Below are 11,184 nucleotides of genomic sequence, written 5' to 3'. Positions count from 1 at the left end.
ATCTTGCGTCTTCTAGGTGTACAAGATCCTGAACTTGAGGCTTATCGTTTCATAAACCAAAAAAGTTCCTTCGCCGGGACAAAGCTCTTGGGTGAAATCAGTTCGCTCCCATCTTCTTCAATTGATTGACAATATAAGTTCTCTTGGCAGCCTTGGCGTACTCAAGCACAGAGTGCCCCTGATAATCCCGTGCATTGATATCGGCTCCCGCCTTCAGCAAGGCTGAGACGATGCGGGTTTCAGGATTGCTGTTCACCGCCATGATCAGGGCGGTCTCTCCAAGGTAGTTGCGGGCGTTGAGATCGGCACCCGCCTTGAGAAGTTCCTCAATGATTTTCGGGCTTGTGCTCTTGTTTGCGGCAAGATGCAGGGAGTTGGATCGGTACTTCGGCTCAGCTTCCTGGATGTCGGCCCCTGCCTCAAGCAAGGCCTTCAATACGTTGACCGAAGGATTATACTGGGCGGCAAGCATGATGGGAGTAAGGCCCCACTCGTTCTGGGTGTGAATGTCAGCACCCTGGTCCAGGAGGGTCTTGATCTCCTTCACTTTGGTAGCGGAAACAGCAGCTGCGAGCAACTTCTTATTCAGGGTTTCTTCACGTTTTGCCATAACTCAATATCTCCTTATTTATTATTTGATTTATATTTATCTATACATAGTATTCCAAGTTTTCCTAAAATTGTATAGTCTCGAAGGCAATAATTTTCCGAGTTCGGGCATCTTCGTTCCAATTGACTGCTTTAGGATTTGCCACTTCATACAAATATGCTGTATGATGCTTGTATGGTAACCAAGGAAATCATCCAGCAGGTTCCGAAAGTGGAACTGCATGACCATCTTGACGGCGGATTGAGAATCCAGACCATTCTGGAACTAGCCAAGGAACAACAGGTAGAGCTTCCCAGCAAGGATCCACAGAAGCTGCATGATTGGTTCGTTCGCGGTTGCAAACAAAAAAGTCTTACCCTTTATTTGGAACCTTTCGGGGTAACCACCCAGGTGATGCAGACACAAGAAGCCCTTCAGCGGGTTGCCTTTGAAGCGGTTGAGGATCTGGCAAAAGAGAACATCTGTTATGCAGAAATCCGCTTTGCCCCCATCCTCCATGTCAGCAAAGGACTGAGTCTGGAACAGGTGGTCCAGGCCGTTCTCGATGGATTGCAGAGAGGAACCCGGCAGACGGGCATGCCCACCGGCTTGATTCTCTGCGCCATGCGCAACCAAAGTCCGCAAATCAGTCATACCATTGCCGAACTTGCTGTTGCATTTGCAGACCGTGGTGTGGTTGGATTCGACCTTGCCGGTGATGAGATAGGCTACCCTCCCAAGAAACATCTGGAAGCCTTTCAGTTCATCCGCAACAAGAACTTCAACATCACCATCCATGCCGGAGAAGCCTTCGGAGTGGAGTCCATCTGGCAGGCGGTACAGCTGTGCGGCGCCCACCGTATCGGACACGGGGTGCGTCTGGTGGAGGACATGGGGCTTGAAGGAACGAGAATCGAAGAGATGGGATCGCTTGCCAACTTCATACTCGACCGCCGAATCCCGATGGAAATGTGTTTGACCAGCAATGTGGGAACCGGAGCCGTAAAAGACTATGCAAGCCACCCCTTCCCGATTTTCTTCCGGAATAAGTTCCGTGTCTTCCTCTGCAGCGACAACCGCTTGATGAGCGACACCAACCTTACCCGTGAAATGGAATTGGCTGTTCAATACTACAATCTGAACATCCGGGATTTGGAGAAGATTACCATCAATGCCATGAAGTCAGCCTTCATCCATCACGACCAGAAGCTCTCCATCATCTACGATGTAATCAAGAAAGGATATCTTGCCATTCGCGAACAGTACGGCATCAACGACTATTAAAGAGTGCGCTTGAAGACGTCGGTGGGATTGATGCGCATCCTGATCCTGCAATAGAGGTACCCAAAGACCAACCCGCTCAGATGGGTCAGGTGTGCTACATTGCCACCGCTGCCGAACAGCTGGCTGGAAAGCTCTATGATTGCATAGAGAATGACCAATATCGGAGCCCTGACCGGAATAAATCCGAATACGAATATCACCGAGTACGGGTAGAAGACAGCGAACATCAACAACACCCCGTAGATGGCTCCTGAAGCCCCGACCAGAATCACATTGGTCCCCGCCAGATAGTAGCTGATAAAGCTGATAATCCCGCTGAACAGGCCTGTCAAAAGATAGAAGAGCAAAAATTCCTTGCTGCCGATTCGCTTTTCCACCATCGAGCCGAAGATGAAGAGGCTGAGCATGTTGAACAGCAGGTGATTGAAACTACCATGGACAAACATGTAGGTGAACGGCTGCCAGAGATACCCACCCAGTACGAATGAGGGAATCATCGCCAAATAGTAGGCGCTTCTCGGATACAAAAAGGCGGTAAGCAGGTAGACCAAGGCGTTGATCACTACCAACTTGAGGGTGTAGTTCTGATATGTTCCATCCCGGAATCTCCGGTTGATGAGTGAGGTTTTCTTCATATGCTATACAGTATAAATTGCCGACCAAATCGTCAATTGTGCAAAAATTGCACAGTTTTCATCGGGTGTGCAAGCAATACACAGATTCATGGCATGCAAAACCCCTCCAGACACTCGCATTTGAGGTTTTGAAGTTGGCATGCTAATTGCATTGTTATAAACAGAACAGAGCAACATTTTTTTCATACTCCTCCTTTTTCATACCGACAGGATGCCAAGAGATTTACCCCAATCTGCTTTTGGCATCCTTCTTTTTTGCCCTCTCCTGTGAAAAATTGTAATGATGTTACTTTTTTGCACACCGACCCAGCAAGAGGGCTCTCCTGCATCAATACAATAAGCTGTATATTTTGTCCATATGCATAACTATTCAAGTTGGCACGCAAGTTGCATGTTATTAAGTAGAACAGAGCAACAGTTTTTTCAAACCTCCTTAAAGTGTGATTTCTTTGGTGCCAGCGGCTCTCTCTCCCCACCCCACAAATACCGCTGGCACCATCTTTTTGCCCTGAGGTGTGCAATCTTGTAAGCATGTGAAGTAATTGCACAGCTGATACCCTCTCCTACACTCCTCATTCTAAGGCTTACAGTATTCATACATCGCTTAGAGTACATGTAAAACAATTGGCACGATAATTGCTATGTTATCTACAGAACAGAGCAACCGTTTTTTCAACCTCCTTTTCGTGTTTTACCTTGGGTGCCAGTGAGAATTACCTTCCCACCCCACAAAATCTCACTGGCACCTTTCTTGTACCCTTCTGCCTGCTTTGGTATAGTCTAGGCATGGCAACCAGCAGAAGAGACCGTGCAGACTCCTATACCAAACGTGCACACAAGGAAGGTTACCCCGCCCGCTCCGTCTACAAGCTCGAGGAGCTGCAGCAGAATTTCAAGCTTATCAAAAGCGGTGATACTGTTTTGGATGTGGGGGCGGCTCCAGGATCGTGGACGCTCTATACCCATAATGAGTTGATCAAGGGCAAGGGTACGATTATTGCAGTCGACCTCAATCCCCTGAACCTCAATCCGGTACCACCGACTGTCACATCCTACGTCGGGGATGCTTTTGGGAAAGAGATGAGAGAGAAGCTCATATCCCACGGACCCTACGATGTCATCATCAGTGATGCAGCCCCGATGACGATGGGCAACCGGGCCGTGGATACGGCACGCAGTGAAAACCTTGCCGAGCAGGTTGTATATCTGGCACAGGATCATCTGAAGGTTCACGGGAATCTGGTGGTCAAGATTTTTCAGGGAGGAGGCCAGGTCGAGCTGCTCAAGCTCATGCGTACGCTCTTTGCCAAGGTAAAACCCTTCAAGCCGAAGGCTTGCAGGGATGACTCCTTCGAGATTTATCTGGTAGGCTTGGACCGACTGGAGATGGAGGGGGGAGCATGCAAATCGTAATCATCGACGGTCAGGGCGGCAGCCTCGGGAAAAGCTTGGTCGAAGCGATAAAGAAGCGATTCGAACACGTACAGGTACTGGCCATCGGAACCAACAGCCTTGCAACGAGCGCCATGCTGCGCAGTGGTGCCGACGGGATCGCCACGGGGGAGAATCCGGTTGTGGTTGCCGCACGGAATGCCGATTTGATCGTTGGACCTTTGGGAATCATCACAGCCGATGCCCTGCACGGGGAGATCACCCCGACGATGGCGGTGGCTGTTGCTCAGAGCAAGGCCCACAAGATCCTGCTTCCCATCAGCAAGTGCAATGTAAGCATCGTAGGAAGGCAGGACCTGAACCTGACAGAAATGATTGACCTTGCTTTATCTGAAATTGCAACCTTTCTTGACAATCAGCGTCAAGGTTAGTACAATACGCCCTACCCAGCCCCATGAAGGGGCTGTTCCTAAACCGTTTACCTGTTTACGAAAAGAGCCATGAAGGCAGAGAAGGATGTCAATCCTTTGCTTTCATGGCTTTTTTATGGGGAGTTGATCGTGGAACTCTATAAAAAGCCTCTTGCTGAGGGAATCACCTTATGTGTCTACAACCGTGACCGGCTCATCTTCTCAGACAGCGGCCGCTGGCTTACTCCGCTCTTTGCCCTTGAACGCTTCTTGTCCACGTATGAAGGCGAACGCGATTGCCTGTGCGCCCATGATACGGCGGCAGGAAAAGCTGCAGCGGTGTTGATGAGCCGCATGGGCATCAAGCGGGCTCACATCAATCTGATAAGCGACCTTGCCGTCGAGTTCTATGAAGCGAACGATATTGCAGTGAGCTGGGAGACCCGCATTCCACATCTGGACTGCAAAACCGAAGAGTTGCTTATGGATATGGAGAGCGAGGAGGAGATGTACCGCCTGCTCAGAAGAAGGGCAAAGCTGGTACAGGGGGTGAGCATTGCCGCCCGACGGGTATCCTTTGCGTACCCCGACAACCCGCCGGTGCTTGAGGACCTCTCGTTCGATGTTGAAGAAGGGGGAAGACTCATCATTCAAGGGGATAACGGCATGGGCAAAACCACCCTGCTCAATCTCTTGATGGGAAAGCTCAAGTGCACAAGCGGAACCATTCTCATCGATGGTCAGGAGCCATCGGCTCTGGCCAAAAGGACGATCGGATACATCAAACAGCAACAGACCCAGGAGCAATACCCGGTATCGGCACGGGAGGTGGTCAGCATGGCGGTCGATTCCAGCCTCGAGCCCAAGCAGCAGAAGTGGGAGATCGACACCGCCCTCAGAAGAACCGGGGTGTATGAACTGGCCGACCGCAATTTCTTTACGCTCAGCGGTGGGGAACGGCAGAAAGTGTCGCTCTCGCGCACCCTCTGCCAAAAAGCGCGACTCTTGCTTCTCGATGAACCCACCTCGTTTCTGGATGCAAAGAGCCGAAAGACGCTTGTCGAGGTGCTGCACTCCCTCACCGTGGATGAGATGCCGACTATCGTGATCGTCACGCACGACAAGGAGCTTGAAGCCGACCTCACCTGGCCGGTTCTCCGATTGGAGGGCAGGCATGCATGATTTCCTGTTCGCCCTCAGCCTCCCTCCTGTAGCACGGGGCCTCTTTGCAATGGCAATCGCCGGACTCTGCTTCCCTGCAAGCGGTGTCATGGTACTGCGCCTGAACCTGGTGCCTATGCGCTATATGCTCATGCATGGCGTCATCCTTGGCGGAGCCATATCATTGGCTTTCACACTGCCGGTGCTGCCGACAAGCATCCTGCTCAATGTCCTGCTCGTGCTTTTCATGCTGCTTCTCAAAGGAGACTCATCCCATGGATTCGGCCTTGCCAGTGCCGCAGCAATGGTGTTCTCCATGGCCCTCGCCTCCTTGGTCATGCACCTATGGGATGTCCCTGCCAAGGATACCTTGCAGCTGCTGTGGGGCAGCCCGTTTGCCCTGAGCGCCATTGACATTGCGACCTTGATCGCCATCGCAGTGGTACTTCTGCTCTATCTGGTGCTCAACTTCCGCACCATAAGTGCCATGTTCTTCGACCAGGAGATCGCCCAATCGTTGGGAATGGCGGTAAAGCTTCACCACACCCTCATGGCCTTGGTCATCGCCTTGGTCATCGCTTTTGCCATGAAGCTGCTCGGTGCCTTGCTCATCGACGCCCTCTTGATCCTTCCTGTCATGGTTGGAAGCAAGCGCGCAACCAGCCTGAAGCAGTTGCTGTGGTACTCATGTCTCACCGGCCTGTTCATCTCGACGCTCGGCTATTTGCTGGCTGTCGCCACCGACCTCCCCCCCAGCGCAGCGATTGCCTTGCTCTCGGCCCTGCTGTATCTCATACCCACATCACGCAAGAAAGGAAAAACCGTATGAAAAAATGGAGTATTTGCTTTTTGCTGCTCATCGCATCTGTCCCGCTCTTCGCCCAGGCAATGCCTGAACAAGCGGCAGCTCCTCCCGCCATCGTTGCTTCCACCAGCTGGACTGCCGCCTTCGCAGACATCGGAGGCCTCGATGACGTTCCCTTCATCGCCCCCGCCAACCTGATCCACCCGCCGGAGTATGAAATCATCGTCAGCGATGTCTTGAAGATCAACAATGCACAGTACTTCATCTATGCCGGATATGAGCGGATGATGCAGAGCATGGGCTCCTCGATCAAGAAGAATGAGGCTTCCCTGGTGAAGATAAACACCAACAACAGCATTGAAAACGTCAGGGAGCAGGCACAGCTGATAGCATCCCTGACGGGGACGCAGGCGGAAAGTGATAAGCGTGTCGAGCAGTATGTACAGGTTGTTGAAAAGGGAGCGGAGAAGGTCAGGCAACAAGGTATGTACCGGCTGAAGGTATACTGCCACAGCATGCAGGTCTACCTTGCCAAGGATTTGGGACTCTTTGTTGCAGGAACCTTCGGCCCGGGACCGCTCACAGCCGCCCAAATTGCAGAGGTTGCCAAAGGCGGCTACAACCTGATCATCGACAACGTCCACAACCCGATTGCAAAACCCCTGCTCGAAGTCTCCCCCGGTTCCCGATTGGTGGTGTGGCGCAACTTCCCCGAACGGGGGGGAAGAGGAAGCCTTGCTGAAATGGTAGGGGCCAACATCGAGGAACTCTTTCGCTGAAGACGGTGAGAGCCTCCGGTCGGAGGCTCTCAATCTGCTTAGCGGTAATACTTGCCGTAATGTTCCTTCAGGAAGGCAACCGTGCGCTTGGCTGCGGTATCGGGGTCGGGATAGGGCAGGATTTCTGCGGTAGTCCATCCATCGTAGCCGATTGCGGTCAAGGCCTCGAAAATCTCTTTCCAGTTCATGTGTCCGTCGCCGGGTGCATGACGATTGGTATCGGCAAAATGCACGTACCTGACATACTCCTTGTTGCGGATGAAGCTCTCTCCGATCTTGTCATCCTCGATGTTCATATGAAAGACATCGGGCATCATGAAAAAGTTCTTTCGGTTGACCTTCTTCAGCATCGCAGTACATTCATCAAGGTTGTTGATGAAGTCGATCTCGTAGCGGTTCACCGGTTCGAGAATCAACTCGACACCGCGTTTCTTTGCATGGTCTGCAACCTTGTGGGCCATGTCCAGGAAGAGACGCTCAACCAAGGCGATATCGCGTCCGGCGATGGGACCGCGGGTTCGTCCGATATTCACCAAAGAGCCGAACTCTCCGGCCAGGTCGATGAATTCACAAAATGTCTTGTAGAGCTCCGCCCTGTTCTCCTGATTCTCGTCGGTGAAGTGAAGACCGCGGGCTGCGAAGACCTGACCGGAGGAGATGGCACTCACTTCCAACCGGTTCTCCCTGAGCCACTGCCTCAATTCGTGCTTGTTCACTTCATTGGGATTCTTCAGTGCGAGTTCCACCCCGTCATATCCGAGCTCATGAGCCTTGATGATCGACTCCTTCACTCCCCTGAACACAACAAAGGCATTGGGAAGGGCCTCTTTTGAGGCAATGGCTACTGCTAATTTCATGATTTTACTCTTTCCTTGTAAAGCGAAGCAGGACACCTTGGGGCGCCCTGCTTCCGGGTAACAGGCTTACATCTCCTTGATCAGGGAGAGGTCTCCGGTGGCGGCTGCACGAAGCAGCGGCTCCATATAGACGTCCACATCACTGCTGGTCATCGGCACAGGCATGTTCTTCAGCTTCATCTCAAGCTGAGGGTCCTTGGCTGCAGAGAGTGCACGCTCGATGTGCGCATCGGTGAAGCCCTTGAGGTCGGTGAGCTTGGAAGGAGCCTTGATGGACTTGCTGAAGGCGATCATAGCTTCGGCTACGGCCACGGCGAGATCACGGCCTTCAAGGTTCTCAACCGGGGAACCGAACCCGAAGGAAGCGAAGATTGAACCAACAACCTTGAGCTGCTTCTGGATGGCCTTGCTGTAGAGCACCGCATAGTACGGGTTCATGATTCCGCAGGCCGTGCCGTGGCTGACAATGTCGACGAGGGAGAAGCTGGTCAGGTGAGCACCGCTGGTTCCGCCGATCATGATGGCATAGCCGCCGAGGTCGGTGGCAAGGCCGATGGCTTCACGGGCTTGGATGTTCTTCGGATCGTCAACCAGCACCTTGGCATACTGGGCTACCAGGCTGATGGCGCATTCAGCAATCTGCCGGGCTTTCTCATAGGTGGCTTCCTTTGCACCGCAGAACACCTCGAAGGTGTGGGCGATGGCATCGAGGGCCCCGTCGATGGTGACCGATATCGGCATGGAGACGGTGGTCTCGTAGTCGAAGAGGCCTACCGTGGGAATCAATGCATCGTCAACGATCAGCTTCTTCTGCCCGACAACCGGGTCGGTGATGTTGGAATACTTGGTCAGGTGGGCACCGCTGGAAGCGGAAGTCTGGACGGCAATCACCGGAATCAGGGTGGTATTGGTCTTTGCAAGAGCATCACTTACCACGTTGGTCCCGAAGTAGTGGTCGATCTCGGGGGTGACCTTGGACCCAAGGGCTGCCAAGGCATTGGCGGCCTTCACAGCATCGATTGCCGAACCGCCGCCGATGACAACAATGCTGTCCGGCTTGGTGTGCAGGATGTACGACTCAAGACGATAGACGTCCTCACGGGGGGCATTGGGCTTGGCATCGGGGGCGATGACACCACCGGCAAGCTCAACACCGGAGCTCTGCAGGTACGAGACTACACGATCGGCAACAGGCTTCATATAGGTGGTATTGCTGACCACCAGTGCACGCTTGCCGAAAGCTGCAGCGAGAGGACCTACCTGGTCAAGGACACCCAGACCATGGACATAGGAATCCCCTTTCCACTCTTTCAGAAGTTCATAGGCACGTTTCATTTGATCCATTATTATTCTCCTTATTTGCAGAGAGCTCTTGCACGGTTTGCAATGTTCTCTGCGCTTATTCCATACTTTGCCAAGAGCGGCTCATACGGGCCGGACTCGGTAAACGTATCTTCAATTCCAACAGCATCAAATTTACAGGATATTCCCTGTTTCATGAAGACCTCGCTGACTGCCGAAAAAAAGCCACCAGCCAGCACATGTTCTTCGGTGCAAAGCAATTTGCCCGTCTTGGCAACGCTCTTGACGACCGGTGCCGGGTCGAACGGCTTGACCATGGGAACACTGAGCACCTCAGCTGTGATGCCTTCCTTGGCAAGCAAGGCGGCCGCTTCCATGGCAAAACTGGCGGTGATGCCGTTTGCAGCGATGGTTACATCGGTACCTTCGACTGCACAGACGGTCCCGATGGCCTCACTTGGAGGCAGGTCCGGCATTGCGTTCCGGTTGAGCCTGATGTAGACAGGCCCCTTTTGCGTCAGGGCATATTCAAGGGCTTTCTCTGCCTGTGCGCTGTCCGAGGGGACGATCACCTGCATGTTCGGAAGGGCGCGCATGATGGCAATGTCGGTGATGGACTGGTGGCTTGCACCGTCGAAGGAGTCCGACAGCCCGCCGTATGCACCTGCAATGATCACCGGAAGGTTGTTGTAGCAGACGGTATTGCGAATCTGGTCGGTTGCCTTGAGAGCAAGGAAAATCGCAAAAGCATTGACAACCGGGTGGTAACCGGCTGTAGCCATACCGGCGGCAATGTCCACCATGTTGGCCTCGGCAACACCTACGTTGAAGAAACGGTCCGGAAACGCCTTGCCGAACAAGGCACTCTTGGTGGAAGAGGATACATCGGCATCCAGGACCACCAACTCAGGATGGGTAGCGCCCAGCTCGGCAAGCTTCTTGCCGAAGGCATCCCGCATGGCAATGCTCATAGTGCAGCCTCCTTCTTGCTCAGATCAGATTTCAGTTCCTCAATACCCTTTGCATAGGAGGCATCATCGATGACAGCCCCATGCCAGGTATTCTTTCCTTCGGTGAAGGAAACACCCTTGCCCTTGACGGTGTCGTAGATGACGGCCTTCGGCCATACATCGTCACTGTCCATCCAGGCAAACGAGTCAAGGATTTCCTTGGTGTCGTGACCGTTGCAAGCCTTTGGGGCAACATTCCAGCCGAAAGCCTTCAGCTTATCGGCAAGCGGTCCGAGAGGCATGATTTCATCCTCGGTTCCATCAAGCTGTACCTTGTTGTAGTCGATCATCAGGACAAAGTGCTCGCTCTTGTACTTGGCGGCACTCATGATGGCTTCCCAGCTCTGTCCTTCGTTCAGGCACCCTTCTCCGCTGATCACATAGGTCCACCAATTCTTCTTGGAAAGTCTTGCTGCAAGAGCCATACCAAGGCCGACTGAAAGCCCATGGCCCAGGGCTCCGGTGGACATATCGACACCGGGAAGCTTGTTCATGCAGGGATGCCCTTGCAGGCGTGAGTCAAGCTTGCGGAACGAAGACAGTTCCTCGACAGGGAAAAATCCGCGGTGGGCGAGAATCGTATACAGATTCATCGACGCATGTCCCTTGGAAAGAATGACTCGGTCACGATCCTCCCACCGAGGGTTGGAGGGATCGATGGAGATGCGGTTGAAGTAGAGGGCGGTTGTCAGTTCTGCACTGGAAGCAGCCCCACCCCAGTGTCCTGTTCCCCTATCGTGCAGGGTATCGAACATAACGATCCTGAAATATGCCGCCAAGGCGGAAAGTTCATCGGCGTTGAACGTTCTGCCCGGCTGGGAGAGCAACTCCTTGATACGTTTACTCATCTAGGAAACTCCTTGTTTTTATCTACATTGTGTACTGTATACAATATAGATATCATGGAGAAAGAATCTTGTCAAAGGGATTCTTGTATGTATCAGAGAATTTATTGAAAAA

The 11,184-nt window shown here is 52.7% G+C and carries 14 protein-coding genes; 6 read left to right on the top strand and 8 right to left on the bottom strand.

The window, feature by feature from the left end:
- Positions 1-97 precede the first annotated feature (97 nt).
- Positions 98-610, bottom strand: coding sequence for an ankyrin repeat domain-containing protein (locus B3F49_RS02555; RefSeq protein ID WP_293896171.1), 513 nt, complete (start codon positions 608-610; stop codon positions 98-100).
- 174 nt (positions 611-784) lie between these two features.
- Here B3F49_RS02555 and B3F49_RS02550 point away from each other — a divergent pair, with 174 nt between their 5' ends.
- Complete coding sequence (locus B3F49_RS02550) at positions 785-1,873, top strand: adenosine deaminase (protein WP_293908837.1); 1,089 nt, start codon at positions 785-787, stop codon at positions 1,871-1,873.
- Here the strand turns inward: B3F49_RS02550 and B3F49_RS02545 are convergent.
- From B3F49_RS02545 to B3F49_RS02535, 3 genes are read right to left on the bottom strand one after another with little or no spacing between them, the layout of a single operon-like run.
- Positions 1,870-2,508: a rhomboid family intramembrane serine protease gene (locus tag B3F49_RS02545; protein WP_293896177.1), complete on the bottom strand. Its 639-nt coding sequence runs from the start codon at positions 2,506-2,508 to the stop codon at positions 1,870-1,872. The genes B3F49_RS02550 and B3F49_RS02545 overlap by 4 nt on opposite strands.
- Before the next feature lie 3 nt (positions 2,509-2,511).
- Positions 2,512-2,694: a hypothetical protein gene (locus tag B3F49_RS02540; RefSeq protein WP_293896180.1), complete on the bottom strand. Its 183-nt coding sequence runs from the start codon at positions 2,692-2,694 to the stop codon at positions 2,512-2,514.
- On the bottom strand, positions 2,691-3,041 hold the full coding sequence (locus B3F49_RS02535; protein ID WP_293908836.1) for a hypothetical protein: 351 nt from the start codon (positions 3,039-3,041) through the stop codon (positions 2,691-2,693). Before B3F49_RS02535 ends, B3F49_RS02540 begins: the two co-directional genes overlap by 4 nt.
- 253 nt (positions 3,042-3,294) lie before the next feature.
- On the opposite strand from B3F49_RS02535, the gene B3F49_RS02530 reads away from it, so the two are divergent.
- The 5 genes from B3F49_RS02530 to B3F49_RS02510 all read left to right on the top strand — a co-directional run bounded on the left by B3F49_RS02530 (position 3,295) and on the right by B3F49_RS02510 (position 7,055).
- Entirely contained in the window at positions 3,295-3,921 is a 627-nt protein-coding gene (locus tag B3F49_RS02530) for an RlmE family RNA methyltransferase (RefSeq protein ID WP_293908834.1), read from the top strand.
- Positions 3,909-4,331, top strand: a complete 423-nt coding sequence (locus B3F49_RS02525; RefSeq protein WP_293908833.1) for a DUF3842 family protein — start codon at positions 3,909-3,911, stop codon at positions 4,329-4,331. Before B3F49_RS02530 ends, B3F49_RS02525 begins: the two co-directional genes overlap by 13 nt.
- A 69-nt stretch (positions 4,332-4,400) precedes the next feature.
- Positions 4,401-5,492, top strand: coding sequence for a metal ABC transporter ATP-binding protein (locus tag B3F49_RS02520; RefSeq protein WP_293908831.1), 1,092 nt, complete (start codon positions 4,401-4,403; stop codon positions 5,490-5,492).
- The gene (locus B3F49_RS02515) at positions 5,485-6,300 is read left to right on the top strand and encodes a metal ABC transporter permease (RefSeq protein ID WP_293908829.1); all 816 of its coding nucleotides are present in this window, start codon (positions 5,485-5,487) and stop codon (positions 6,298-6,300) included. Before B3F49_RS02520 ends, B3F49_RS02515 begins: the two co-directional genes overlap by 8 nt.
- On the top strand, positions 6,297-7,055 hold the full coding sequence (locus B3F49_RS02510) for an ABC transporter substrate-binding protein (protein WP_293908827.1): 759 nt from the start codon (positions 6,297-6,299) through the stop codon (positions 7,053-7,055). Before B3F49_RS02515 ends, B3F49_RS02510 begins: the two co-directional genes overlap by 4 nt.
- A gap of 38 nt (positions 7,056-7,093) precedes the next feature.
- On the opposite strand, the gene B3F49_RS02505 is transcribed toward B3F49_RS02510, so the two are convergent.
- The 4 genes from B3F49_RS02505 to B3F49_RS02490 form a co-directional block, all read right to left on the bottom strand.
- On the bottom strand, positions 7,094-7,912 hold the full coding sequence (locus B3F49_RS02505) for a sugar phosphate isomerase/epimerase family protein (protein WP_293908826.1): 819 nt from the start codon (positions 7,910-7,912) through the stop codon (positions 7,094-7,096).
- 66 nt (positions 7,913-7,978) lie between these two features.
- Positions 7,979-9,256 (bottom strand): iron-containing alcohol dehydrogenase, encoded by a 1,278-nt coding sequence (locus tag B3F49_RS02500; RefSeq protein ID WP_293908825.1) that lies wholly within the window; start codon positions 9,254-9,256, stop codon positions 7,979-7,981.
- Between the two features lie 11 nt (positions 9,257-9,267).
- Positions 9,268-10,185, bottom strand: a complete 918-nt coding sequence (locus tag B3F49_RS02495) for a transketolase family protein (RefSeq protein WP_293908824.1) — start codon at positions 10,183-10,185, stop codon at positions 9,268-9,270.
- Positions 10,182-11,072, bottom strand: a complete 891-nt coding sequence (locus B3F49_RS02490; RefSeq protein ID WP_293908823.1) for a transketolase — start codon at positions 11,070-11,072, stop codon at positions 10,182-10,184. Before B3F49_RS02490 ends, B3F49_RS02495 begins: the two co-directional genes overlap by 4 nt.
- Positions 11,073-11,184 lie beyond the last annotated feature (112 nt).

The organism is Sphaerochaeta sp. UBA5836 (assembly GCF_002432845.1).
Lineage (GTDB): Bacteria > Spirochaetota > Spirochaetia > Sphaerochaetales > Sphaerochaetaceae > Sphaerochaeta.
The sequence above is the reverse complement of the archived record's forward strand: the minus strand, read 5'-3'. Positions and strand labels throughout refer to the sequence as shown.